This is a genomic window from Peribacillus sedimenti (genome assembly GCF_046237635.1).
GTDB classification, from domain to species: Bacteria; Bacillota; Bacilli; order Bacillales; family DSM-1321; genus Peribacillus; species Peribacillus sedimenti.
Genome location: NZ_CP143547.1, coordinates 141,891 through 164,612 on the forward strand (window position 1 = coordinate 141,891; position 22,722 = coordinate 164,612).

General features: G+C 42.8%; 32 protein-coding genes and 1 rRNA gene. 30 read left to right on the forward strand and 3 right to left on the reverse strand.

Translation table 11 applies throughout. The features are described 5' to 3' along the window. Positions 1 to 18 precede the first annotated feature (18 nt). The 24 genes from rplX (at position 19) to rpsI (ending at position 13,949) form a co-directional block, all read left to right on the forward strand. Entirely contained in the window at positions 19 to 330 is a 312-nt protein-coding gene (gene rplX, locus V1500_RS00755) for a 50S ribosomal protein L24 (RefSeq protein ID WP_409303765.1), read from the forward strand. Positions 331 to 355: 25 nt separating this feature from the next. Beyond that, positions 356 to 895 (forward strand): 50S ribosomal protein L5, encoded by a 540-nt coding sequence (rplE, locus tag V1500_RS00760; protein WP_409303767.1) that lies wholly within the window; start codon positions 356 to 358, stop codon positions 893 to 895. 24 nt (positions 896 to 919) lie between these two features. After that, positions 920 to 1,105, forward strand: coding sequence for a type Z 30S ribosomal protein S14 (locus V1500_RS00765; protein ID WP_409303769.1), 186 nt, complete (start codon positions 920 to 922; stop codon positions 1,103 to 1,105). 30 nt (positions 1,106 to 1,135) lie between these two features. Further along, a complete protein-coding gene (rpsH, locus tag V1500_RS00770; protein WP_409303771.1) occupies positions 1,136 to 1,534 on the forward strand; it encodes a 30S ribosomal protein S8 in 399 nt (132 codons plus the stop codon). Between the two features lie 30 nt (positions 1,535 to 1,564). Beyond that, on the forward strand, positions 1,565 to 2,101 hold the full coding sequence (rplF, locus tag V1500_RS00775; RefSeq protein ID WP_409303773.1) for a 50S ribosomal protein L6: 537 nt from the start codon (positions 1,565 to 1,567) through the stop codon (positions 2,099 to 2,101). 32 nt (positions 2,102 to 2,133) lie between these two features. Continuing rightward, the gene (gene rplR / locus V1500_RS00780) at positions 2,134 to 2,493 is read left to right on the forward strand and encodes a 50S ribosomal protein L18 (RefSeq protein ID WP_409303775.1); all 360 of its coding nucleotides are present in this window, start codon (positions 2,134 to 2,136) and stop codon (positions 2,491 to 2,493) included. A 21-nt stretch (positions 2,494 to 2,514) separates the two neighbouring features. Beyond that, entirely contained in the window at positions 2,515 to 3,018 is a 504-nt protein-coding gene (rpsE, locus tag V1500_RS00785; protein WP_409303777.1) for a 30S ribosomal protein S5, read from the forward strand. Positions 3,019 to 3,031: 13 nt separating this feature from the next. Then, complete coding sequence (gene rpmD, locus V1500_RS00790; protein ID WP_409303779.1) at positions 3,032 to 3,211, forward strand: 50S ribosomal protein L30; 180 nt, start codon at positions 3,032 to 3,034, stop codon at positions 3,209 to 3,211. A gap of 32 nt (positions 3,212 to 3,243) precedes the next feature. After that, positions 3,244 to 3,684, forward strand: a complete 441-nt coding sequence (gene rplO / locus V1500_RS00795; protein WP_409303781.1) for a 50S ribosomal protein L15 — start codon at positions 3,244 to 3,246, stop codon at positions 3,682 to 3,684. Continuing rightward, the gene (gene secY / locus V1500_RS00800) at positions 3,684 to 4,979 is read left to right on the forward strand and encodes a preprotein translocase subunit SecY (RefSeq protein ID WP_409303783.1); all 1,296 of its coding nucleotides are present in this window, start codon (positions 3,684 to 3,686) and stop codon (positions 4,977 to 4,979) included. Before rplO ends, secY begins: the two co-directional genes overlap by 1 nt. A 57-nt stretch (positions 4,980 to 5,036) precedes the next feature. After that, positions 5,037 to 5,690 carry an adenylate kinase gene (locus V1500_RS00805; RefSeq protein ID WP_409303785.1) on the forward strand — a complete coding sequence of 218 codons (654 nt, stop codon included), beginning with the start codon at positions 5,037 to 5,039 and terminating at the stop codon, positions 5,688 to 5,690. Next, positions 5,687 to 6,433, forward strand: coding sequence for a type I methionyl aminopeptidase (map, locus tag V1500_RS00810; protein ID WP_409303787.1), 747 nt, complete (start codon positions 5,687 to 5,689; stop codon positions 6,431 to 6,433). The genes V1500_RS00805 and map overlap by 4 nt, the downstream gene beginning before the upstream one ends. Before the next feature lie 125 nt (positions 6,434 to 6,558). Beyond that, entirely contained in the window at positions 6,559 to 6,777 is a 219-nt protein-coding gene (gene infA / locus V1500_RS00815) for a translation initiation factor IF-1 (protein ID WP_040372572.1), read from the forward strand. Between the two features lie 40 nt (positions 6,778 to 6,817). Next, complete coding sequence (gene rpmJ / locus V1500_RS00820; protein ID WP_003156543.1) at positions 6,818 to 6,931, forward strand: 50S ribosomal protein L36; 114 nt, start codon at positions 6,818 to 6,820, stop codon at positions 6,929 to 6,931. Positions 6,932 to 6,954: 23 nt separating this feature from the next. After that, positions 6,955 to 7,320 carry a 30S ribosomal protein S13 gene (gene rpsM, locus V1500_RS00825; protein WP_409303790.1) on the forward strand — a complete coding sequence of 122 codons (366 nt, stop codon included), beginning with the start codon at positions 6,955 to 6,957 and terminating at the stop codon, positions 7,318 to 7,320. 23 nt (positions 7,321 to 7,343) lie between these two features. Next, positions 7,344 to 7,736 (forward strand): 30S ribosomal protein S11, encoded by a 393-nt coding sequence (rpsK, locus tag V1500_RS00830; RefSeq protein WP_409303791.1) that lies wholly within the window; start codon positions 7,344 to 7,346, stop codon positions 7,734 to 7,736. Positions 7,737 to 7,918: 182 nt separating this feature from the next. After that, positions 7,919 to 8,863: a DNA-directed RNA polymerase subunit alpha gene (locus V1500_RS00835; RefSeq protein ID WP_409303792.1), complete on the forward strand. Its 945-nt coding sequence runs from the start codon at positions 7,919 to 7,921 to the stop codon at positions 8,861 to 8,863. A gap of 82 nt (positions 8,864 to 8,945) precedes the next feature. Further along, complete coding sequence (gene rplQ, locus V1500_RS00840; RefSeq protein WP_409303793.1) at positions 8,946 to 9,308, forward strand: 50S ribosomal protein L17; 363 nt, start codon at positions 8,946 to 8,948, stop codon at positions 9,306 to 9,308. Positions 9,309 to 9,701: 393 nt separating this feature from the next. After that, on the forward strand, positions 9,702 to 10,541 hold the full coding sequence (locus V1500_RS00845; protein WP_409303794.1) for an energy-coupling factor ABC transporter ATP-binding protein: 840 nt from the start codon (positions 9,702 to 9,704) through the stop codon (positions 10,539 to 10,541). Beyond that, a complete protein-coding gene (locus V1500_RS00850; protein WP_409303795.1) occupies positions 10,517 to 11,383 on the forward strand; it encodes an energy-coupling factor ABC transporter ATP-binding protein in 867 nt (288 codons plus the stop codon). Before V1500_RS00845 ends, V1500_RS00850 begins: the two co-directional genes overlap by 25 nt. Continuing rightward, a complete protein-coding gene (locus V1500_RS00855) occupies positions 11,383 to 12,180 on the forward strand; it encodes an energy-coupling factor transporter transmembrane component T family protein (protein WP_409303796.1) in 798 nt (265 codons plus the stop codon). The genes V1500_RS00850 and V1500_RS00855 overlap by 1 nt, the downstream gene beginning before the upstream one ends. A gap of 13 nt (positions 12,181 to 12,193) precedes the next feature. Continuing rightward, entirely contained in the window at positions 12,194 to 12,961 is a 768-nt protein-coding gene (gene truA, locus V1500_RS00860; protein WP_409303797.1) for a tRNA pseudouridine(38-40) synthase TruA, read from the forward strand. A gap of 140 nt (positions 12,962 to 13,101) precedes the next feature. Continuing rightward, positions 13,102 to 13,536: a 50S ribosomal protein L13 gene (gene rplM, locus V1500_RS00865; protein WP_409303798.1), complete on the forward strand. Its 435-nt coding sequence runs from the start codon at positions 13,102 to 13,104 to the stop codon at positions 13,534 to 13,536. Positions 13,537 to 13,556: 20 nt separating this feature from the next. Beyond that, entirely contained in the window at positions 13,557 to 13,949 is a 393-nt protein-coding gene (gene rpsI, locus V1500_RS00870) for a 30S ribosomal protein S9 (protein ID WP_409303799.1), read from the forward strand. Positions 13,950 to 14,366: 417 nt separating this feature from the next. Here the strand turns inward: rpsI and V1500_RS00875 are convergent, their stop codons facing one another. Continuing rightward, positions 14,367 to 15,182 (reverse strand): YhcN/YlaJ family sporulation lipoprotein, encoded by an 816-nt coding sequence (locus tag V1500_RS00875; RefSeq protein ID WP_409303800.1) that lies wholly within the window; start codon positions 15,180 to 15,182, stop codon positions 14,367 to 14,369. A 271-nt stretch (positions 15,183 to 15,453) separates the two neighbouring features. Between V1500_RS00875 and V1500_RS00880 the strand changes: the two genes are divergently transcribed. From V1500_RS00880 to V1500_RS00890, 3 genes are all read left to right on the forward strand, one after another. Then, a complete protein-coding gene (locus V1500_RS00880; RefSeq protein WP_409303801.1) occupies positions 15,454 to 15,897 on the forward strand; it encodes a YbaK family protein in 444 nt (147 codons plus the stop codon). Between the two features lie 88 nt (positions 15,898 to 15,985). After that, complete coding sequence (cwlD, locus tag V1500_RS00885; protein WP_409303802.1) at positions 15,986 to 16,708, forward strand: N-acetylmuramoyl-L-alanine amidase CwlD; 723 nt, start codon at positions 15,986 to 15,988, stop codon at positions 16,706 to 16,708. Between the two features lie 170 nt (positions 16,709 to 16,878). Further along, positions 16,879 to 17,940, forward strand: a complete 1,062-nt coding sequence (locus V1500_RS00890) for a P-loop NTPase (protein ID WP_409303803.1) — start codon at positions 16,879 to 16,881, stop codon at positions 17,938 to 17,940. A gap of 66 nt (positions 17,941 to 18,006) precedes the next feature. On the opposite strand, the gene gerD is transcribed toward V1500_RS00890, so the two are convergent. Further along, complete coding sequence (gene gerD / locus V1500_RS00895) at positions 18,007 to 18,561, reverse strand: spore germination lipoprotein GerD (protein WP_409303804.1); 555 nt, start codon at positions 18,559 to 18,561, stop codon at positions 18,007 to 18,009. Positions 18,562 to 18,691: 130 nt separating this feature from the next. Here gerD and V1500_RS00900 point away from each other — a divergent pair, with 130 nt between their 5' ends. Then, positions 18,692 to 19,378: a KinB-signaling pathway activation protein gene (locus tag V1500_RS00900; RefSeq protein ID WP_409303805.1), complete on the forward strand. Its 687-nt coding sequence runs from the start codon at positions 18,692 to 18,694 to the stop codon at positions 19,376 to 19,378. Positions 19,379 to 19,443: 65 nt separating this feature from the next. Here V1500_RS00900 and pdaB read toward each other — a convergent pair whose 3' ends face one another. Continuing rightward, positions 19,444 to 20,196, reverse strand: coding sequence for a polysaccharide deacetylase family sporulation protein PdaB (gene pdaB, locus V1500_RS00905; RefSeq protein ID WP_409303806.1), 753 nt, complete (start codon positions 20,194 to 20,196; stop codon positions 19,444 to 19,446). Between the two features lie 144 nt (positions 20,197 to 20,340). Between pdaB and V1500_RS00910 the strand changes: the two genes are divergently transcribed. Both V1500_RS00910 and V1500_RS00915 read left to right on the forward strand, forming a co-directional pair. Continuing rightward, entirely contained in the window at positions 20,341 to 20,574 is a 234-nt protein-coding gene (locus V1500_RS00910; RefSeq protein ID WP_409303807.1) for a hypothetical protein, read from the forward strand. 362 nt (positions 20,575 to 20,936) lie between these two features. Beyond that, a 16S ribosomal RNA gene (locus tag V1500_RS00915) occupies positions 20,937 to 22,486 on the forward strand. The last annotated feature ends 236 nt before the right edge of the window (positions 22,487 to 22,722 follow it).

Consider the following 22,722-nt stretch of genomic DNA (forward strand, 5'->3'; position numbering starts at 1 on the left):
CAAGGAGGTGCGAAGCTAATGCATGTTAAAAAAGGTGACAAAGTCGTAGTCATCTCTGGTAAGGACAAAGGCAAACAAGGTGTGATCCTTGAAGCATACCCAAAGAATAATCGGGTGCTTGTTGAAGGAGTAAACATCGTGAAGAAGCACTCTAAGCCATCCCAGTTGAATCCACAAGGTGGAATTATCAGCAAGGAAGCAGCTATTCACGCATCTAACGTAATGCCACTTGATCCAAAATCAGGAGAACCAACCCGCGTTGGTTACAAGGTGGTAGACGGCAAAAAAGTACGCGTAGCTACCAAATCTGGTGAATCTTTAGATAAATAAGTCTTAATGAAGGGAGGTACACTTAATGAACCGCCTAAAGGAAAAATTCCAAAACGAAATAACTCCTGCTCTTATGAGCAAGTTCAACTATCAATCAGTAATGCAGGTACCGAAAATTGAAAAAATCGTAGTGAACATGGGTGTTGGTGACGCAGTTGCTAACTCTAAGGCATTGGACAATGCAGTAGAAGAGCTAACATTGATCACTGGTCAAAAGCCTGTGGTAACAAGAGCTAAAAAATCAATCGCTGGCTTCCGTCTTCGTGAAGGTATGCCAATTGGTGCGAAAATCACTCTGCGCGGCGAGCGTATGTATGAGTTTCTTGATAAGCTAGTTTCTGTTTCTTTACCACGTGTACGTGACTTCCGCGGGGTTTCTAAGAAATCTTTTGACGGCCGCGGTAACTACACATTAGGTATTAAAGAACAACTTATCTTCCCTGAGATTGACTACGATAAAGTGAGCAAGGTTCGCGGTATGGACATCGTTATCGTAACGACTGCCAACACAGACGAAGAAGGTCGTGAATTACTTACTCAATTCGGAATGCCGTTCCAAAAGTAATTTCAAAATAAGGGAGGCGAAAACGTGGCTAAAAAATCTATGGTCTTGAAGCAAAAGCGCGGAGCTAAATTCAAAGTACAAGAATATACACGCTGCGAACGTTGCGGTCGTCCACATTCTGTATATCGTAAATTCAAGCTTTGCCGTATTTGTTTCCGTGAACTAGCATATAAAGGACAAATCCCTGGCGTTAAAAAAGCTAGCTGGTAAACCCCGAGTTTGGGAAGGAGGTAAATAATAATGGTCATGACAGATCCTATTGCAGATATGCTTACTCGCATCCGTAATGCGAACATGGTGCGTCACGAAAAATTGGAACTTCCAGCTTCAAAGATCAAGCAGGATATCGCTCAAATCTTAAAGCGTGAAGGTTTCGTACGTGATGTTGAATTAATTGAAGACAACAAACAAGGTATCATTCGTATTTTCCTGAAATACGGAGCAAACAACGAACGTGTTATCACTGGTCTAAAGCGAATCAGCAAACCTGGTTTACGTGTTTATGCTAAAACTGGCGAGGTGCCACGCGTTCTTAATGGTTTGGGTATCGCTATTGTCTCTACTTCTCAAGGAGTTCTTACTGATAAAGAAGCTCGTGCTAAACAAGTAGGCGGAGAAGTATTAGCATACGTTTGGTAATACATTTTTACACGAATGGAGGTGCACTAAATGTCACGCGTAGGTAAAAAACCTATTGAAATCCCTGCAGGCGTAACTGTTACTTTGAACGAAAACACTGTGACTGTTAAAGGTCCTAAAGGTGAATTAACTAGATCTTTTAATCCAGATATAAATATCAGCATTGAGGATAACGTGCTTACTGTAGTACGTCCTTCAGATGCTAAAGAGCACCGTGCATTACACGGAACTACTCGCGCAGTTATCTCAAACATGGTTGAGGGCGTATCCAAAGGTTTCGAAAAGTCTCTTGAACTTATCGGGGTCGGTTACCGTGCTTCAAAACAGGGTTCTAAACTTGTCCTTAACGTTGGTTACTCTCACCCAGTTGAGATCGAACCTGAACAAGGACTTGAAGTTGAAGTTCCTTCCAACACTAAAGTTATCGTAAGAGGCGCTAACAAAGAACGTGTAGGTGCTCTTGCAGCTAACATCCGTGATGTTCGCCCACCAGAGCCTTACAAAGGTAAAGGTATACGTTACGAAGGTGAATTTGTACGCCGTAAAGAAGGTAAAACAGGTAAGTAATGCCGCCTAGGTAAATGAAAGGAGTGACGTAAATGATTACGAAGGCTGACAAGAATTCTGTTCGTAAGAAAAGACATGCCCGTGTTCGTGCAAAGCTTTCTGGAACTGAAGCTCGTCCTCGTTTAAATGTGTTCCGTTCAAACAAACACATTTACGCACAATTGATTGATGATACAAACGGCGTAACATTGGCTAGTGCTTCCACTCTTGATAAAGAAGTAGAAGCTGCTTCTAATAACGCTGATGCTGCTCAAAAAGTTGGCGAACTTATCGCCAAGCGTGCTGTAGAAAAAGGTTTCTCTTCTGTAGTATTTGACCGCGGAGGATACCTATTTCATGGACGTATTAAAGCTTTAGCTGATGCTGCTCGTGCAAACGGCTTAGAATTTTAATAAGAAGGAGGGACAAAACAGATGCCTCGCAATATTGATCCTAATAAATTAGAACTTGAAGAACGCGTAGTTACGATTAACCGCGTAGCTAAGGTTGTTAAAGGTGGACGTCGTTTCCGCTTCACTGCACTTGTTGTAGTTGGTGACAAAAACGGTCACGTTGGATTCGGTACTGGTAAAGCTCAGGAAGTTCCAGATGCAATCCGTAAAGCAATCGAAGATGCAAAGAAAAATCTAATTACTGTACCTATGGTTGGTACTACAATTCCACACCTTGTGAATGGCCGTTTTGGTGCAGGACATATTCTATTGAAGCCTGCTTCCGAAGGTACTGGAGTTATCGCTGGTGGTCCTGTTCGTGCGGTTCTTGAATTGGGCGGAGTAAGTGATATTCTTTCAAAATCTTTAGGAACAAACACTCCAATTAACATGGTTCGTGCAACAATTGATGGTTTAAAGCAATTAAAACGTGCTGAGGACGTAGCTAAGTTACGTGGTAAATCAGTAGAAGAACTGTTAGGATAAGGAGGGAAATCAAATGGCTAAATTAGAAATTACCCTCACTCGCAGCTTGATTGGTCGTCCAGAAGACCAACGCGTTACTGTTAACACACTGGGCCTTCGCAAAATGCATCAAACAGTTGTTCATGATGATAACCCTGCGATTCGCGGTATGATTAACAAAGTTGCTCATCTTGTTACTGTAAAAGAACAATAATATCATTTCTCTAATAACAAGGAGGTGCCAACATGAAACTTCATGAATTGAAAGCTGCAGAAGGATCCCGTCAAGAACGTAAACGTAAAGGACGCGGTATTGGTTCTGGTAACGGTAAAACAGCTGGTAAAGGTCATAAAGGTCAAAACGCTCGTTCTGGCGGCGGTGTACGTCCTGGATTTGAGGGGGGTCAAACTCCATTATTCAGACGTTTGCCTAAGCGCGGTTTCTCTAACATTAACCGTAAAGAGTACGCAATCGTAAACCTTGATACACTTAACCGCTTCGAAGACGGTACAGAAGTAACACCAGCTCTATTGGTTGAGTCCGGGATCGTTAGCAATGAAAAAGCAGGAATTAAGATTCTTGGTAACGGTAACGTTGAGAAGAAGCTTACTGTTAAAGCTCATAAATTCTCCTCTACTGCAAAAGAAGCTATCGAAGCTGCCGGCGGTAAAACTGAGGTGATTTAATGTTTCGTACGATCTCCAACTTTATGCGCGTGGGTGATATAAGAAACAAAATCATATTTACCCTTTTAATGCTTGTCGTCTATCGCATCGGTACATTTATTCCTGTACCGAATGTGAACGCCGACTTGCTTGCATCGCAAGATCAGCTAAGCGTCTTTGGGGTCTTGAATACCTTTGGCGGCGGTGCACTCAGTAACTTCTCCATTCTTGCGATGGGAATCATGCCGTATATTACGGCATCCATTATCATTCAGTTATTACAAATGGACGTTGTTCCCAAGTTTACTGAATGGTCAAAGCAAGGGGAAGTAGGTCGCCGCAAATTAGCTCAGTTTACCCGCTATGCGACTATTATTCTTGGTTTTATTCAGGCTCTGGGTATGTCATACGGCTTTAACAATATGGCTGGAGGCATGCTTATCCAGGATCCGAATATCGGTACGTATTTACTTATTGCACTGGTTCTGACAGCTGGTACAGCTTTTCTTTTGTGGTTAGGAGAGCTTATCACTTCCAAAGGTGTAGGCAACGGGATTTCCATCATTATCTTTGCTGGGATTGTTGCAGGGATTCCTTCAACAGTAAACCAGATTTACGCTCAGCAGTTCGAGAATGCCGGAGAACAACTTTTCTTAAGAATCGTTACTGTGGCTCTTATCCTTATAGCGGTCATCGCTATTATTGTGGCTGTTATATTCATCCAGCAGGCACTTCGTAAAATACCTATCCAATATGCCAAAAGGGCTGCAGTTGGACGCCAACAAGTTGGCGGTCAATCTACACATTTACCTTTAAAAGTAAATGCAGCAGGGGTAATACCGGTAATTTTCGCGATGGCATTTATTGTAACACCAAGAACGATCGCTTCGTTTTTTGGTCCGAATGATGTAACTCGCTGGATTGATAAGACATTTGACTATACCCATCCAATTGGAATGATAGTCTATGTGGCACTCATTATTGCTTTCTCTTATTTTTATGCCTTTATTCAGGTTAACCCCGAGCAAATGGCAGAAAATCTGAAAAAGCAGGGCGGTTATGTTCCGGGAATACGGCCTGGGAAAAGCACTCAGGACTATTTAACAAGAGTTTTATACCGTTTAACATTTGTTGGCTCCATTTTCCTGGCCCTCATTGCTGTTTTACCGGTAATATTCATAAAACTCGCTAACCTGCCACAGTCTGCACAAATCGGCGGAACAAGCTTACTCATTGTTGTAGGTGTTGCTCTTGATACGATGAAGCAGCTGGAAGCTCAGTTGGTTAAGCGTCATTATAAAGGTTTTATCAAGTAATGAGATTTGGGGACTTATTGTTCCCAAACCCATTATAGAGCTTGAGGGGGAAATAATGTGAATCTTGTGTTGATGGGGCTTCCGGGTGCGGGAAAAGGCACTCAAGCTGAAAGAATCGTAGAAAAATATGACATCCCTCATATCTCCACAGGAGATATGTTCCGTGCAGCTATCAAAGATGGTACGGAACTAGGCTTAAAAGCTAAATCTTTTATGGATAAAGGCGAGCTTGTCCCTGATGAAGTGACAATCGGAATTGTTCGTGAAAGATTAAGCAAAGAAGATTGCAAGAAGGGTTTTCTATTGGATGGATTCCCTCGTACTGTAGCTCAGGCCGAGGCGTTGGAAAATATCCTGGAAGATCTGGATCGCAAAATTAATTATGTGATCAATATATCGGTCGATAAAGATATTCTCATGGAAAGATTGACAGGCAGACGCATTTGTAAGAACTGCGGTGCTACTTACCACCTTGTCTTCAATCCTCCTGCTGAGGAAGGGAAATGCGACCGTTGCGGCGGTGAATTATACCAGCGAGCTGATGACAACGAAGAAACGGTACAAAACCGTTTGGAAGTGAATCTTAAGCAAACGCAGCCTCTTTTGGATTTCTATGAAGAAAAAGGTTATGTCCGGAATATTGATGGCCAGCAGGAAATAAACAAAGTTTTCGCTGATGTGGACCAGCTGCTCGGGGGCTTGCGTGCATGATAATATGTAAAACTCCGCGTGAAATCGACATCATGCGTGAAGCCGGCCGAATCGTTGCTTTGACTCATGAAGAGTTAAAGAAACATCTGAAGCCTGGCATCACAACAAGGGAGCTTGACGCAATTGCAGAAAGCTTCATATTCAAACATGATGCATTCCCATCATTTAAAGGGTATAATGGATTTCGCGGCAGTATTTGCACTTCAGTGAACAATGAACTTGTTCATGGTATTCCAGGAGATCGGATCTTACATGAAGGAGATATCATTAGTATAGATATCGGAGCTAAATATAACGGCTATCATGGAGACTCTGCTTGGACTTACCCTGTCGGCAAGGTTGTTGAAGAAACGCAGCGGCTCTTGAAAGTAACGGAAGAGTCGTTATATAGAGGCTTGAAAGAAGCTGTGCCAGGCGGGCGTCTTTCAAACATCTCCCATGCCATTCAAACCTATGTCGAGGCTCATGACTTCTCTATTGTCAGAGAGTATGTCGGCCACGGAATCGGTCAAGACTTACATGAGGACCCTGAAATTCCTCACTATGGTCCGCCCAATAAAGGTCCTCGTTTAAAGCCTGGAATGGTACTTGCTATCGAACCGATGGTGAATGCTGGAAGCAGATATGTCAAGACTTTAGATGATGACTGGACTGTTGTAACGGTTGACGGAAAAATGTGTACTCACTTTGAGCATACAATCGCCATTACCGAAAATGGCTATGAGATCCTTACAAAGCTATAAAGGTGAAAGTGTGTTGTTTGGTCATACAGGAGCTGCACTCATAGGTAAAATAGTTTATTATCATTTCATATGAAAATTAAACTTGTGAATAGGCAGGTTTCAGAACAGAAGGGAGAATTATTTTAATGGCGAAAGATGATGTTATTGAAGTAGAAGGCACAGTCACTGAGACTTTGCCAAATGCAATGTTTAAGGTAGAATTAGAAAATGGTCATACTGTTTTAGCTCATGTATCCGGTAAAATTCGTATGCACTTTATTCGAATTTTGCCTGGAGATAAGGTTACGGTTGAGCTTTCTCCGTATGATCTAACTCGTGGCAGAATCACTTACCGGTTCAAATAATCTGGTTACGCTCCGATCTGTATAAGGAGGTTAGATAGCAATGAAAGTCAGACCATCAGTAAAACCGATCTGCGAAAAGTGTAAAGTTATCCGCAGAAAAGGTAAAGTTATGGTTATTTGCGAAAACCCTAAACATAAACAAAAACAAGGCTAATTATAAAGGAGGTGCTTCTTACAATGGCACGTATTGCTGGTGTGGATATTCCACGTGACAAGCGTATTGTTATTTCATTAACATATATTTTCGGTATTGGTAAGCAAACAGCTATCAAGGTTCTTGAACAAGCTGGTGTTTCTCAGGATACTCGCGTACGCGATTTGACTGAAGATGAACTAAACAAGATTCGTGATATCATTGACACATTGAAGGTTGAAGGAGATCTTCGCCGTGAAGTTTCCCTTAACATCAAGCGTCTAATGGAAATCGGCAGCTACCGCGGTCTTCGTCACCGTCGTGGACTTCCTGTTCGTGGACAAAATACAAAAAACAATGCTCGTACGCGTAAAGGACCTCGTCGTACAGTAGCTAACAAGAAAAAATAATCAGTAAAGGAGGTTACTCTTAAATGGCACGCAAAACTACTAATACACGTAAACGTCGTGTGAAAAAGAATGTAGAAACAGGTATTGCACACATTCGTTCAACTTTCAACAACACTATCGTAACAATCACTGATGCTCATGGGAATGCTATTTCTTGGTCTAGTGCTGGTGCTCTAGGTTTCCGTGGTTCACGTAAATCTACTCCATTCGCTGCACAGATGGCTGCTGAAACAGCTGCTAAGACTTCTATCGAGCATGGCATGAAAACTCTTGAAGTTACTGTTAAAGGACCTGGTGCTGGACGTGAAGCTGCTATCCGTGCTCTTCAGGCTGCTGGTCTTGAAGTAACTGCAATCAAAGATGTTACTCCAGTTCCACATAACGGATGCCGTCCACCAAAACGTCGCCGTGTTTAATTTTTCTGTATAGATTTTGTATCCCTGGATATAATGGGATATAATAAAAACTTTGCGTTTCTTGCAGAAGATTAATTCAGTTGTTGCGCACAATCGGGAACGTATACATGGGGAATTTCGGCTATCTGTGAATCTTCTATTCATTAGCCGGGGTTTCGACGTTTTGAAGGAGGGTTTATTGAATGATCGAAATAGAAAAACCAAAAATCGAAACGGTTGAAATCAACGAGGACGCCAAGTATGGCAAGTTCGTCGTCGAGCCACTAGAGCGCGGGTATGGTACTACTTTGGGTAACTCCTTACGTCGTATTCTTTTATCCTCACTCCCAGGTGCAGCTGTCACATCCATCCAAATAGACGGAGTACTGCATGAGTTCTCAACAATTGAAGGCGTCGTAGAAGATGTTACTTCTATCATTCTTAATGTGAAAAAACTGGCTCTCAAGATTTACTCCGATGAAGAAAAGACGCTTGAAATTGATGTACAGGGTGAGGGGACAGTAACAGCAGCAGATATTACGCATGACAGCGATGTAGAAATTCTTAATCCTGAACTGCACATTGCTACTCTTGGCAGCAATGGACATATGAGAATGAGATTGACTGCAAAGCGCGGCCGCGGATATACCCCTGCTGATCAGAACAAGAGAGAGGACCAGCCAATTGGTGTAATCCCTATCGATTCTATCTACACTCCTGTAGCACGTGTATCCTATCAGGTTGAAAATACACGTGTAGGACAAATGACAAACTATGACAAGTTAACGCTTGATGTATGGACTGATGGAAGCAACGGTCCACAAGAAGCTGTTGCACTTGGTGCAAAGATTTTAACAGAGCATTTGAATATCTTTGTCGGATTAACTGATGAAGCACAAAATGCTGAAATCATGGTAGAAAAAGAAGAGGATCAAAAAGAAAAGGTTCTAGAGATGACTATCGAAGAACTTGACCTTTCTGTTCGTTCTTATAACTGCTTAAAGCGTGCTGGAATCAATACCGTTCAAGAGCTTGCTCACAAAACGGAAGAAGATATGATGAAAGTACGTAACTTGGGTCGCAAATCACTTGAAGAAGTGAAGGCGAAATTAGAAGAATTAGGCTTAGGTCTTCGTAAAGACGACTGATGACTAGTTAGCAATAGCTGCTAGCCATTTTGTTGTGAGCCTGATAACAGATTATATAACTTCGAGAAGGAGGGAATCTCTAATGGGTTACAGAAAGTTAGGTCGCACTAGCGCACAACGTAAAGCATTACTTCGTGATTTAGCTACAGATCTTATTATCCATGAGCGTATTGAAACAACTGAAGCTCGTGCTAAAGAACTTCGCTCTGTAGTAGAAAAAATGATCACTCTTGGAAAGCGCGGTGACTTGCACGCTCGCCGTCAAGCTGCTGCATATATTCGCAATGAAGTGGCTGATGCTGAAAAAGGAACTGACGCAGTTCAAAAATTATTCAGCGATATCGCTCCTCGTTACGAAGAACGCCAAGGTGGATATACTCGCATCATGAAAATGGGTCCACGCCGCGGAGACGCTGCACCAATCGTGGTTATCGAGTTAGTTTAATAACAACGGTGAAAAGGGGCGGGACAGTTGCATACTAACTTGTTCTATGCCCTTTTTTCATATATGAAACTGTAGCTTTTAGACTTTTGTCTATTTGCTATATGTATCTATGTTACGATCATCAAAGAATCACATAAGAAACACGCATTGAGTGTTACGATGGCTGGCGGACCGCTGTCCTCCTTCGCGTCTAGCTCAAGCACCCCTTCTGCGCTTATGGTTAAGCGTTATATCGAGCTCCTGGTCGTTCAGGAGTAAGAAACAGCTGCTCTTAATTTACCGAAGTCTCTTTCGGTAGAAGGGGTGCAGCGTTTTTTTATATTTAAAAATAGTATAGCCGAGAGACAGAAAATGAGAGATAAAGGATAGTAGAGAGCAGAGGAGGGCCACATCATGAAAAAGAAACTTGTTTCTTTGAAAGAAGTCGTTTTTAGGTATGATGGGCAAGATAGGAATGCAGTTAATTCAGTGTCCTTCGATATTTTCGAGGGAGAGTGGCTCGCCATAGTAGGACATAATGGTTCAGGGAAATCTACCTTAGCGAAGCTATTAAATGGTCTCCAGTTTCCGCAATCAGGAGAGATTGAAATTAAAGGGTCACTGCTTACAGAAGAGACAGTATGGGATGCGAGAAAAAGCATCGGTATGGTTTTTCAAAATCCTGATAACCAATTTGTGGGTACTACAGTACAGGATGATGTGGCTTTTGGTTTAGAAAACATTGGCATAGCGCAGCCAGTGATGGTAGAACGGGTCCAAAATGCGCTTCGTCAGGTGAAGATGGATTCTTTTCTCAATCAAGAGCCGCACCATCTTTCAGGAGGGCAGAAACAACGGGTCGCCATTGCAGGAATACTGGCGCTGCAGCCAGATATTATTATTTTGGACGAAGCTACCTCTATGCTCGATCCCAGAGGCCGTGAAGAAGTGCTTGAAACTGTTCGCCAGTTAAAAAAGGAAAATACACTTACGGTCATATCCATCACGCATGATTTAGAAGAAGCAGCGAAAGCCGACCGGGTAATTGTAATGAATAAAGGGGAGCTTTATCGGGAAGGTACTCCTAGTGATATTTTTATAATGGAAGAGGAGTTAGCAGCATTGGGACTTGATATCCCCTTTTCTATAAAATTGGGACATGCATTGCGGGACAAAGGTCTTGAAGTGCCTGACAGCCATTTGACAGAGGAAGAGCTGGTGAAAAATTTATGCGAATTACACTTGAGAATGTAGAATACCGCTATCAACAAAACACTCCTTTTGAACATTTGGCTATTCATGATGTAAACATTGATTTATCTCCGGGAACTTACACTGCGATAATTGGCCACACGGGATCCGGTAAATCCACATTGTTGCAGCATTTAAATGCACTGATCACACCCACAAGAGGAAATGTCATTATAGGAGACCGCATCATCAAACCCGGCCGTAAAGAAAAAGAACTTAGGCCGATACGCAAGAAGGTGGGCATAGTATTTCAATTCCCAGAACACCAATTGTTCGAGGAGACTGTTGAGAAGGATATATGTTTTGGACCGATGAATTTTGGCGTGCCAGAGGCAGATGCTAAAATTATGGCAAGAAATGCGTTGAAACTGGTTGGGCTGGAGGAGGATATCCTGACAAAGTCACCATTTGACCTTTCTGGTGGCCAAATGAGGCGGGTCGCAATCGCAGGAGTACTTGCCATGCAGCCAGAGGTACTGGTTTTGGATGAACCGACTGCTGGTTTGGACCCACGCGGAAGAAAGGAAATAATGGACATGTTCTCTCAGCTTCATAAAGAGAGCGGTATTTCAACGATCCTTGTGACACATAGCATGGAGGATGCCGCCCGTTATGCAGATGAAATTGTCATTATGCATAAGGGGACTGTATACAAAAAAGGCTCCCCGGCAGATATATTCTCTGAACCTGAACAATTAATGGAATTGGGACTGGATGTGCCTGACACAGTGCGTTTTCAGCTAAAACTCCAAAAAGAAATGGGTGTAAGATTTGACCGCCCATGCCTAAGCATTGAGGAGCTGGCCGGAGAAATCAATAAGCTTATGAAACGGGGGAATCCCTAATGCTGGATAATATGATTTTTGGACGATACGTTCCAGCGGAATCTCCTGTTCATCGAATGGACCCGCGTGCAAAGTTGCTGTTAGTATTCATATTTGTATGTATTGTTTTTTTAGCAAATAATTTTGTGACATATGGATTGCTCGGCATCTTTACACTGGCAATGATTATTCTTTCCAAGATTCCTTTAAGGTTTTTATATAATGGATTGAAACCGATATTATTACTAATATTAATCACATTTCTGCTGCACGTCCTCTTTACAAAGGAAGGGGCGCTTATCCTCGATCTTGGCTGGCTTAAAATTTATGAAGGCGGTTTGAAACAGGGGATCTTTATAGCGCTTAGATTTACCTTTCTTATATTGATTACGTCGCTGCTGACCCTGACTACAACACCTATTTCCATTACCGATGGTATGGAAGAGCTGTTGAATCCTCTAAAGAAGTGGAACTTACCTGTACATGAACTTGCTTTGATGATGTCTATATCGTTGAGATTTATTCCAACTCTTGTAGATGAGACGCAAAAAATAATGAAGGCCCAGACTGCAAGAGGAGTTGATTTCTCTTCGGGACCTATTAAACAGCGAATTAAGTCCATTGTACCTCTTTTGGTGCCTTTGTTTGTAAGTTCGTTTAAAAGAGCGGAGGAGCTTGCTACAGCCATGGAAGCCAGAGGTTATCGCGGAGGAGAGGGCCGGACTAAATATCGCATATTGAGCTGGAGCGGAAGGGATTCGCTGCTAATGGCCTCCATGCTCATTTTAATACTCTGTTTGATCTTATTACGTTCATGATGAGGGATAAGTAATGAATAGATATAAGGCTATCATCTCTTATGATGGCACATTGTTTGCCGGTTACCAGGTACAGCCGCAAAAAAGGACTGTCCAATTGGAATTGGAAAAGACACTGCGCAAGCTTCACAAAGGGGTAGACATCCGAGTTACCGCCTCAGGCCGAACGGATGCTGGAGTCCATGCGAAGGGCCAGGTAATCCATTTTGATTCCCCATTCTCTTTTCCAGCCGAGAATTGGGAGAAGGGACTCAATGCCATGCTTCCACAAGATATCGCCGTATTGCGTGTGGAAAACGCCAAGCCTGATTTCCACGCCCGATTTGAAGCTTCAGGGAAAGAATATAGATACTATATTTCTTTAGCTAAAAAGAGAGACCCGTTTCAGAGAAATTATGCCTATCATTTCCCGTATGAATTGGATTTCAGCTCCCTGGAAGCAGCGATACCATATCTGATTGGCACTCACGATTTTACTAGTTTTTGTTCAGCCAAAACAGAAGTGATAGACAAAATTAGAACCATCAGAGAAATCGATTTTTTTGAGGAAAATGGAATGCTCGTGTTTCGTTTTGTCGGAAGCGGTTTTTTGTATAATATGGTTCGGATTTTGACAGGGACTTTGCTGGAAGTTGCTACCGGCAAAAAAACAGCCAGCGACATCAAGCAAATCCTAGAAAAGAAAGATCGAAGCTATGCCGGTAAAACGGCGCCAGGCCATGGTTTGTATCTTTGGGAAGTCTTTTATGATGAAGCAGAAATAATTTCTCAAGACAACTAATCCTGGTGTAACATTGTCTTGACAATAGCTTGTCCACAGTTTAATATAATATGGTATGTATTTTAATCCCACGATGAGCCCCGGAAGACTTATTGTGATTGAGAATAAATATATTTAGGAATTTTTTTAGGAGGTTAATCATGCGTACATTTATGGCGAAAGCTAATGAAGTTGAGCGTAAGTGGTATGTTATCGACGCTGAAGGTAAAACTTTGGGACGTCTTTCAACAGAAGTTGCAGCTATCTTACGTGGTAAGAACAAACCGACATTCACACCGAACGTTGACACTGGTGATCATGTAATTTTAATCAATGTAGAGAAAATCAATCTAACAGGTAAGAAATTGACTGATAAAATCTACTACCGTCACACAATGCATCCAGGCGGTCTAAAAACTAGAACTGCTCTTGAAATGCGCACTAACTATCCTGAGAGAATGCTTGAGCTTGCTATCAAAGGTATGCTTCCAAAGAATTCTCTAGGTCGTCAAATGTTCAAAAAATTACACGTATACGCTGGCAGCGAGCATCCACACCAAGCTCAACAGCCAGAAGTATATGAATTACGCGGATAATTAATAAGGAGGTTACTATCTTGGCACAAGTTCAATATTACGGTACTGGCCGCCGCAAGAGCTCAGTTGCTCGTGTACGTTTAGTACCAGGCGAAGGCCGAATTGTTGTTAACAATCGTGAAATCGAAGAATATATCCCATTTGCAGCTTTACGTGAAGTTGTAAAACAGCCACTAGTTGCTACTGAAACTACTGGAAACTACGATGTTCTTGTAAATGTTAGCGGTGGTGGATACACTGGCCAAGCTGGCGCAATCCGTCACGGGATCGCTCGTGCATTGCTTCAAGCTGACCCAGAATTCCGTCCATCTCTTAAATCTGCAGGTCTATTAACACGTGACGCTCGTATGAAAGAACGTAAGAAGTACGGTCTTAAAGGCGCTCGTCGTGCACCTCAGTTCTCAAAGCGTTAATTTTTGGCGCTTTAAAGGCTCTCAACCATTTTGGTTGGGGGTCTTTTTTGTATGCGCAGAAAGTCTGTAGAGGGACTCAGATTATTGTTCCGCGATATGTATATAGGCTCGTAAGTAGTAAGATGTAGACTGTGATGCTGGTTGCCTCAGAAAATGACGTGCCTCCCTGGTATGCATAGTCACCATATTTTCATCTGCGGGATACTTAGCCTTCAATAGAGAGTTTGACTTGGCTCATAAACGTCACCGGAATTGTTTCCGTTTAATTGCCAAACTTTATCCAGGATAAACGTACCAAGAAAAAGTCGTAAATATGCATTTGAGATTAGTCATTTTAATCTCATTTTATGATTCATGCATCTTAATGATTAAATTATAAGCCCCGCAATGCGGGGCTTACTTTCTAAAATTATCTGATTAACGATTAACATTAAACATATCGCGGATTGTGTTGTTGAAGTCATTGATAAGCTCTCCGCCGTTTTGTCCGTCAACAATGTCGTCGGAATAACCGGCCATTCTATTGTAAAAGTCTCCATCTGTCGAAACGTATACTTTGTGAATATTTTTGTCAGCGGCCCGGCATCGATCGGCTACCTGCTGCTTAAAGCGAGTGTTCACTCTGCTGTAGTTGTTTTTGTCAGTGCCGTTATTGTTATTTCTATCGTTGTTATTGCCGTTTAGGTCAGTTAATCCATCGTTCCCATTATTGTTATTGTCCGGAATGATGTCGAAGGTGCCGGCATTATCCCCTCTATTGTTATCATTGCCATTTGTGCGGTCCTGCCCTCTGTCGCCAAGATCCGTACGCATTCCCCCACGGTCGACATCACTGGCATTTGTGCCGTTACCAAACCCATATCCAGCTCCGTATCCATTCACTCCATCATTTACCCTTGATCCGGCTGCATCATTATCTCTTCGGTTGCCATCCTCGGTACCATTGTTTCTGTTATCATTATCCATCCTTAAAGCTACATATGCATTATTGTTTGACACAATAACATGTGCCTGGTCTACCCCTTTCATTTTTTCCAATTTGTCTTCAGCTCGATTTGAAATTCTAATGTTACGATCGTTGCCGTTGTTATTATTGTTATTGTTTGGGTCTGTTCCCCTTATCTGGACGTTATCGTTCCCGTCATCGGCGGCATCGTTTCTGTTATCTCCACAGCCAGCCAATCCAGTAAGAAGAACCGCTGATGCAAAAGTTAGGATTAATTTATTCATCATAATCACTCCTTAGTTTTTTTGCTGATTGTCCAGGGTGCAACTTGGATAAGGATCATACATGTTATGTGATTTATAAGTGTACATCCTCCTGTAAAGTATTATCTCCACTTCGCTAAGAAAAGCGCCGATAAATAATTGGCATAGTAAAAATACAGAATCACCGAATTCGAATAAGCAGGCAGCAAAAACTAATACATAACCCGGGAATCCCGGAGTTCTTTTCGTACAGTAGCGGCCCAATGTAGCTGACCTAATCAAAGAGGTGCAAAAGATGAATGTAATTACGACTTTCCGCGAGAGGCAGAAGGCAAAACAGATAAAATATGACCGGACTGTCTTGAGGGAACTTTCTATACAATCATTAAAAAAACGTGTTCACGATTATTTTGAAAATGATAATCACCATGGAATTCATTTTTCCCAAGTGGTGGAAGAAGGTTGTTTTGATGTTGCGGTGGAAGCCTATTTATTGGGAGCAAACTTCAGCAAGTTTGGATATTATGGTGAGCCGCTTGAAGAGGCAAGGAAAAGATGCCACAGCCAAGAAAAGCATTTGGTGGATACCCTGTTTAATTTTATTCTTTATTGGGGCAAGGTAATTGATGATGATGTATACAATGAGGGCCTCTATTACCGTTGTGAAGGCTATGTAGGAGATTGGTGGAAGGAGGGCTTTCAAAAGGGGGAATTAAGGCGCAAAATGAGGCTGCACTAGAAGTGTTTGTCTTATATTAATTGTTTGTTCTACTTTTTGAAGTTGTCCCATATTTTTAAATAGGACAACAGAAAAAAGGGGACATACAATGCAGAGGAAGCTAAAATATACCGGATTTATAATAGGGGTGACAGTCTTATTTTTGATCGTCACGCTAAAGTTTGTGGATGACAGCTCATGGAAAAGCTGGAATCTGCCTCTGTCAGGGAAGGTGATTGTGATTGACCCAGGCCATGGAGGTCCTGACGGAGGTGCTAATATTCAATCAGTTATGGAAAAAGATATAGCGTTGAATGTGAGTCTAAAATTAAGGGACTTTTTACAGGAACAGGGTGCCCTGGTGATCATGACAAGGGAAGAGGATAAAGACCTGGCGGATAAGGACACTAAAGGTATCAGGAAGCGCAAGCAGGAGGATTTAAGGAATAGAGCAAATCTGATTAATCATTCTGAGGCTGACTTATTTTTAAGCATTCATTTAAACGCATTTCCATCGGCCCGGTGGAGGGGAGCACAAACCTTCTTCACTGATCGATATGAAGAGAACAAGCTGGCCGCAAAATTTATTCAGGCTGAAATAAAGAGGAATCTCGAGAACACGTCAAGGGAAGCAAAGCTGATTGACAACATATATTTGATGAGGAATGCAAAAAAACCTGGGGCGCTGGTTGAAATCGGGTTTCTTTCCAATCCGGAAGACAGGGCCAATCTTTTAAAAGATTCCTATCAAGAGGAAATAGCAGCATCAGTATATAAAGGTGTGCTGCGCTACTTTACCGAAGAAGAACTGCCTGCCAATAAAGCTGAATAATGCTGCAGCCGGACTATATTGTCCGGCTGTTTATCTTTGATGAAAGGGCTGCCGGTCCTCTAACTACGTGGAAAATTGGATTTTCTGTTTATCAGGCTCTAAAATAAGCAATATTAGGATTGTATGATATACTTATATATGGAAAACGAAGATAAAGGTAGGTGCCTAACTTGTTAACAGAAGAGAAAGTATTGAACTTATTAAAGGATCTTCAAGACCCTTTTCTACATAAAACGCTTGCAGAAACGGACGGTATCCTTGAAGTCAAAATCAAGCCAGAGAAGAACCACGTCAGTGTCAAGTTAGCGATAGCTAAAACTGGCACAGGTGAGCAGTTACAGCTGCAAACAAAAGTAGTGGAAATCCTTAAAGGCGGAGGCGCTGATTCCGTTGGCATTCGTTTTACGGAATTACCTGAAGACGAGCTGGCCAAGCATCGTGCCAGTATGCCACCGCAGGAACAGGACCAAAGTTTGCTTTCTCCAACGAGTAAAACCATTTTTATCGCCATTGCGAGTGGGAAAGGCGGGGTAGGCAAGTCTACTGTTTCTGTCAATTTGGCAACAGCTCTTGCTCGCTTAGGAAAAAAAGTAGGTATTGTGGACGCCGATATTTATGGTTTTAGTGTTCCTGATATGATGGGGATATCAAATCGTCCTACCGTTAGAGAAAATAAAATTATTCCTGTGGAACGTTTTGGGGTTAAAATCATGTCTATGGGATTTTTCGTCGAGGACAATGCCCCAATCATTTGGAGAGGCCCTATGCTTGGCAAGATGCTTAACAGCTTTTTTAATGAAGCGGAGTGGGGAGAGCTTGATTACCTGCTGTTAGACTTACCGCCGGGAACTGGAGATGTAGCTTTAGATGTGCATACTATGCTTCCTGCCTGTAAAGAAATTATCGTCACTACACCGCATCCTACAGCGGCATTTGTTGCTGCTCGCGCAGGGGCGATGGCAATCAAAACAGAGCATGAGGTTATTGGCGTTATCGAAAATATGGCATACTTTGAGAGTAAGCTGACTGGTGAAAAAGAATACGTATTCGGACAGGGCGGCGGACAAAAGCTTGCGGAGGAACTTAGGACACAAGTATTAGGACAGCTGCCGCTTCAGCAGCCCGATTGGAATGAAGAGGATTTTGCTCCGTCCATTTACAGTGAGGACCACAGGTTAGGAAAAATATACACAGAGATAGCGAACAAAGTCATTGATATAGTCGAAAGGTAAAAAAAGCTGGCTCTCACCTGAGCCGGCTTTTTCTGCATTTTAACTTCATTCTAAGGGGAAATCCCCTCACTTCTTCTGCTGCTGTGCAGCAGCCTGGACAAGGATGTCCTGTATTTTTGCCCGAACCAGAGGGCTATCCATTGTCTCAATCAATGTTTCCTTCGTTAATTTACGCATCTGTGTGCTTTTTGCTAAGTCACTAAATTCTTTTTGGATTTCTGGATCCTGCATCAATTCCATTACCATTGCCCTGTATTCCGGATCTTTCATCATATCTTTTAACAGAGCCTGGTGCTGGTCTTTCATACTGCTGGCATAAGCAGCCGCAAATTTAGGATCCTTAAAGGCATTTTGCCAGAATTGCTTATTCTTATCGGACGTCATCGTCTTTTCAATTGTATCTTTCACTGCTTTTTGATCCATAATGATTTGTGTGCGGATTGCTTCATCTTTCATAATTTCCTGTATAGCTTTTATCCCATCGTCCGTTTTTAATATATCAACAACCATTTTCTTTGTTTCTTGGTAATTCATTTCGTTGCCACTTGACTCATTCTGGGCACAGCCAGTCACGAGTAAGCCAAGAATGGAGGCGAGTAACAAAGAAACTCCAGATTTCATATAAAAGAGCCCCTTTCACCACTTTGTTTCATCATTAATATGGATGTTTCTCAGTTCGTTTATTCTCTAGATTTTTAATGGGCGGATTGGTACAATCAAAGGAGTGAAAAGAAGAATATGGGGGAGCATAATGAATAGCCGAAACATAGTACGTTTATTTTTGAGTACTTTGCTGATTGGCGGACTGACGGCAGGAATCGTAGGTTTCATACCTCGTTGGAGTTATTTCCAGCCAATGTTCACATCGCTTCAATTGGGAGAAATATTTTCATCGTTTACGTGGATGGTGGGGGTCGGGTTGATCTTTAGCTTGATTAGCCAAGCCGGTTATTTCGCTTATTTAACTGTACATCGTTTTGGGCTGGGAATCTTTAATAGCGTCTCGCTCTGGAACGCGGTTCAGGTTGTGTTTATTATTTTTGTAATGTTTGATCTCGTATATTTACGTTTTATAACCTTTTCCAAGGGGGAAGGATTAGTATCCTATCTTGGCTGGGCTGTGTTGATTTTGCTAATCGGGCTAATTACGGCTTATCTGAAAATGAAGCAAACAAATAAACAGGCTTTTGTACCAGCTTTGTTTTTTATGACCGTGGTTACAATCTTAGAATGGGTGCCCGTATTAAGGTCGAATAATGAGAGCTGGATGTACTTCATGCTATTTCCTCTCTTAGCCTGCAACGCTTATCAGTTATTAATCCTGAATAAGCTTATAGCTAATTCCCGGAAGGAGCTATCTGAAAAGCGGGTCGGAGGTAATGGCTCTAGAGCTGTAAAGCAAAAAACTAATGGGAATTCCAAAGCAGTCCTTAAATAAGCTGGCTGCTGAAAGTATTATTCAACAGCCAGCAGGCCAGGGGGAAAACCTTTGGCCTTTTTTGTTCACTTTATTTCCTCGTTTTTGGCAGTTGAATTGGAAATCATTTCAGAAACAGTCACCATGGGAATATTCTTATCTCTAATCTCCTGTATCAAACCAGGCAAAGCCTTATTCGTTTGTTTAGCCGAATCGGAGGCATGAAGAAGGACAATGTCTCCTTTCCCGGCATGATCGACATTTTGTATGATCTTATTCACACCTGGGTTAGTCCAATCCTTTGAATCGATGCTCCAATGTACTACAGTATAGCCATAACGCTCGCTTATTTTTAACAGACGTTTGTCAAAATGCCCAGTCGGAGCTCTAATCAGTTCAATGTTTTTTACGTTTAGTTTTTTAAATACAGTCTGTGCTTTGGTTATATCCCGAAGGATTTCTTCATCCTTTATGCTGGAATAATCTTTATAAGAGTAACCAAGCATTCCGATTTCGTAGCCCTCTTTCACAATCTGGCTTACAATGTTTGGATGTCGTTCAGCCCATGAACCTGAAAGGAAAAATGTCGCTGATTTTATTTTTTCCCGTTTTAATGTTTGTAAAATGGGCTCGGCCTTTTCATCTCCCCAGCCGATATTAAAAGTCAGTGCAATATTCTTCTCTCCTTTATAAACCGCTTTTGGTCCAGTCGGAGTCGAGAACACAGGTGCATGTATAATGTTTTGGACAAACAAGAACCAGGCTGTAAATAGAGCGGTTAACAAAACGATTGAATATTGTTTTAACCTTCGGGCATTGAAAACCATAAAAAAGTTCAATTCCATCACCTCGTCCCAACACTCTTGTGTCCATCATATGGCTCCGGCTATCTGTTTATGCTAAATAACGAAAGTCTTAAACATAAAAATAAAGGTTTTGGAAAACTATAAACATAAAATATCAATTGCACCTGAGGTGATCTCATGCTAGGGTTCCTAATAAATGATCAGGAAAAGAAAGAGATGGAGTATATTGTAAAACGCGAATTAGATGAAATTCTATTCGACCTTCAGGATGGCCGAATAGATGCTTTGGTCAAGCGGGCAATGGAAGACAGATACAAGGTCCTTTTTAATATTTTTAAAAGAGTCGCCTCTTCAAAGGAATGCATGAAGTATATAAGAACAAAAACTGCCTCCAGGAGAGATCATATATAAAACAATTGTTTTACCTTTTTAAAGAATGGGTATTGACGCGTGGTTCAAACGCTGTTATATTATAAAAGTTGCTGTTGAGACATTGTTTTAAATTGTTAACACAACATTAAAATTAAAATGTGTTGACATTAACTTTTTAATTTGATATTATAATAAAGTCGCTTCTGAGAGAAACGGCATTAGGATTGCTCTTTGAAAACTGAACAAAACAAGCGCCAGATTCTTGTTTCTTCTATAAGAAATAAGACGTCTAAATAATAGTGAGTACACACTTTAAAAGTACAAGAGTTAAGGATCATCGGCTAAGATCGTCACGTCCTGTGACAACGCCGATGTTAGCACATCCATGTGCGTCACAAATTCTATCGGAGAGTTTGATCCTGGCTCAGGACGAACGCTGGCGGCGTGCCTAATACATGCAAGTCGAGCGGACAGAAGGGAGCTTGCTCCCGGAAGTCAGCGGCGGACGGGTGAGTAACACGTGGGCAACCTGCCTGTAAGACTGGGATAACTTCGGGAAACCGGAGCTAATACCGGATAGGTTCTTCCCCCGCATGGGGGAAGATGGAAAGACGGTTTCGGCTGTCACTTACAGATGGGCCCGCGGCGCATTAGCTAGTTGGTGGGGTAATGGCCCACCAAGGCGACGATGCGTAGCCGACCTGAGAGGGTGATCGGCCACACTGGGACTGAGACACGGCCCAGACTCCTACGGGAGGCAGCAGTAGGGAATCTTCCGCAATGGACGAAAGTCTGACGGAGCAACGCCGCGTGAGCGAAGAAGGCCTTCGGGTCGTAAAGCTCTGTTGTCAGGGAAGAACAAGTGCCAGAGTAACTGCTGGCACCTTGACGGTACCTGACCAGAAAGCCACGGCTAACTACGTGCCAGCAGCCGCGGTAATACGTAGGTGGCAAGCGTTGTCCGGAATTATTGGGCGTAAAGCGCGCGCAGGCGGTCCTTTAAGTCTGATGTGAAAGCCCACGGCTCAACCGTGGAGGGTCATTGGAAACTGGGGGACTTGAGTGCAGAAGAGGAGAGTGGAATTCCACGTGTAGCGGTGAAATGCGTAGAGATGTGGAGGAACACCAGTGGCGAAGGCGACTCTCTGGTCTGTAACTGACGCTGAGGCGCGAAAGCGTGGGGAGCGAACAGGATTAGATACCCTGGTAGTCCACGCCGTAAACGATGAGTGCTAAGTGTTAGAGGGTTTCCGCCCTTTAGTGCTGCAGCAAACGCATTAAGCACTCCGCCTGGGGAGTACGGCCGCAAGGCTGAAACTCAAAGGAATTGACGGGGGCCCGCACAAGCGGTGGAGCATGTGGTTTAATTCGAAGCAACGCGAAGAACCTTACCAGGTCTTGACATCCTCTGACTTCCCTAGAGATAGGGCGTTCCCCTTCGGGGGACAGAGTGACAGGTGGTGCATGGTTGTCGTCAGCTCGTGTCGTGAGATGTTGGGTTAAGTCCCGCAACGAGCGCAACCCTTGATCTTAGTTGCCAGCATTCAGTTGGGCACTCTAAGGTGACTGCCGGTGACAAACCGGAGGAAGGTGGGGATGACGTCAAATCATCATGCCCCTTATGACCTGGGCTACACACGTGCTACAATGGATGGTACAAAGGGCAGCGAAGCCGCGAGGCCGAGCCAATCCCATAAAGCCATTCTCAGTTCGGATTGCAGGCTGCAACTCGCCTGCATGAAGCCGGAATCGCTAGTAATCGCGGATCAGCATGCCGCGGTGAATACGTTCCCGGGCCTTGTACACACCGCCCGTCACACCACGAGAGTTTGTAACACCCGAAGTCGGTGAGGTAACCTTTTGGAGCCAGCCGCCTAAGGTGGGACAGATGATTGGGGTGAAGTCGTAACAAGGTAGCCGTATCGGAAGGTGCGGCTGGATCACCTCCTTTCTAAGGATATACAGACGTCAGGCGCTTATGTTTTGTTCAGTTTTGAAAGAAGCAATTCTTTCAAGCTTTAAATATTGTGAGTCTTAAATGAGTCTTCTTTTAAGACGATTGCTCCTGCGCCACAGCATTTTCGAAGAGGTAACTCTTCAGCTCGTCGCATGGCAGCACGCAGTATCGCTACCGTTGGTGAATCACGATGTGATTGAAATCCGTAGCCATGTTCCTTGAAAACTAGA

Excerpts from the sequence above, each read along its gene's own strand:
- rplX (WP_409303765.1), top strand. The coding sequence starts at position 19 with ATGCATGTTAAAAAAGGTGACAAAGTCGTAGTCATCTCTGGTAAGGAC.
- rplE (WP_409303767.1), top strand. The coding sequence starts at position 356 with ATGAACCGCCTAAAGGAAAAATTCCAAAACGAAATAACTCCTGCTCTT.
- rpsH (WP_409303771.1), top strand. The coding sequence starts at position 1,136 with ATGGTCATGACAGATCCTATTGCAGATATGCTTACTCGCATCCGTAAT.
- rplF (WP_409303773.1), top strand. The coding sequence starts at position 1,565 with ATGTCACGCGTAGGTAAAAAACCTATTGAAATCCCTGCAGGCGTAACT.
- rplR (WP_409303775.1), top strand. The coding sequence starts at position 2,134 with ATGATTACGAAGGCTGACAAGAATTCTGTTCGTAAGAAAAGACATGCC.
- rpsE (WP_409303777.1), top strand. The coding sequence starts at position 2,515 with ATGCCTCGCAATATTGATCCTAATAAATTAGAACTTGAAGAACGCGTA.
- rpmD (WP_409303779.1), top strand. The coding sequence starts at position 3,032 with ATGGCTAAATTAGAAATTACCCTCACTCGCAGCTTGATTGGTCGTCCA.
- rplO (WP_409303781.1), top strand. The coding sequence starts at position 3,244 with ATGAAACTTCATGAATTGAAAGCTGCAGAAGGATCCCGTCAAGAACGT.
- secY (WP_409303783.1), top strand. The coding sequence starts at position 3,684 with ATGTTTCGTACGATCTCCAACTTTATGCGCGTGGGTGATATAAGAAAC.
- map (WP_409303787.1), top strand. The coding sequence starts at position 5,687 with ATGATAATATGTAAAACTCCGCGTGAAATCGACATCATGCGTGAAGCC.
- infA (WP_040372572.1), top strand. The coding sequence starts at position 6,559 with ATGGCGAAAGATGATGTTATTGAAGTAGAAGGCACAGTCACTGAGACT.
- rpmJ (WP_003156543.1), top strand. The coding sequence starts at position 6,818 with ATGAAAGTCAGACCATCAGTAAAACCGATCTGCGAAAAGTGTAAAGTT.
- rpsM (WP_409303790.1), top strand. The coding sequence starts at position 6,955 with ATGGCACGTATTGCTGGTGTGGATATTCCACGTGACAAGCGTATTGTT.
- rpsK (WP_409303791.1), top strand. The coding sequence starts at position 7,344 with ATGGCACGCAAAACTACTAATACACGTAAACGTCGTGTGAAAAAGAAT.
- V1500_RS00835 (WP_409303792.1), top strand. The coding sequence starts at position 7,919 with ATGATCGAAATAGAAAAACCAAAAATCGAAACGGTTGAAATCAACGAG.
- rplQ (WP_409303793.1), top strand. The coding sequence starts at position 8,946 with ATGGGTTACAGAAAGTTAGGTCGCACTAGCGCACAACGTAAAGCATTA.
- V1500_RS00845 (WP_409303794.1), top strand. The coding sequence starts at position 9,702 with ATGAAAAAGAAACTTGTTTCTTTGAAAGAAGTCGTTTTTAGGTATGAT.
- V1500_RS00850 (WP_409303795.1), top strand. The coding sequence starts at position 10,517 with ATGCGAATTACACTTGAGAATGTAGAATACCGCTATCAACAAAACACT.
- V1500_RS00855 (WP_409303796.1), top strand. The coding sequence starts at position 11,383 with ATGCTGGATAATATGATTTTTGGACGATACGTTCCAGCGGAATCTCCT.
- truA (WP_409303797.1), top strand. The coding sequence starts at position 12,194 with ATGAATAGATATAAGGCTATCATCTCTTATGATGGCACATTGTTTGCC.
- rplM (WP_409303798.1), top strand. The coding sequence starts at position 13,102 with ATGCGTACATTTATGGCGAAAGCTAATGAAGTTGAGCGTAAGTGGTAT.
- V1500_RS00875 (WP_409303800.1), bottom strand. The coding sequence starts at position 15,182 with ATGATGAATAAATTAATCCTAACTTTTGCATCAGCGGTTCTTCTTACT.
- V1500_RS00880 (WP_409303801.1), top strand. The coding sequence starts at position 15,454 with ATGAATGTAATTACGACTTTCCGCGAGAGGCAGAAGGCAAAACAGATA.
- cwlD (WP_409303802.1), top strand. The coding sequence starts at position 15,986 with ATGCAGAGGAAGCTAAAATATACCGGATTTATAATAGGGGTGACAGTC.
- gerD (WP_409303804.1), bottom strand. The coding sequence starts at position 18,561 with ATGAAATCTGGAGTTTCTTTGTTACTCGCCTCCATTCTTGGCTTACTC.
- V1500_RS00900 (WP_409303805.1), top strand. The coding sequence starts at position 18,692 with ATGAATAGCCGAAACATAGTACGTTTATTTTTGAGTACTTTGCTGATT.
- V1500_RS00910 (WP_409303807.1), top strand. The coding sequence starts at position 20,341 with ATGCTAGGGTTCCTAATAAATGATCAGGAAAAGAAAGAGATGGAGTAT.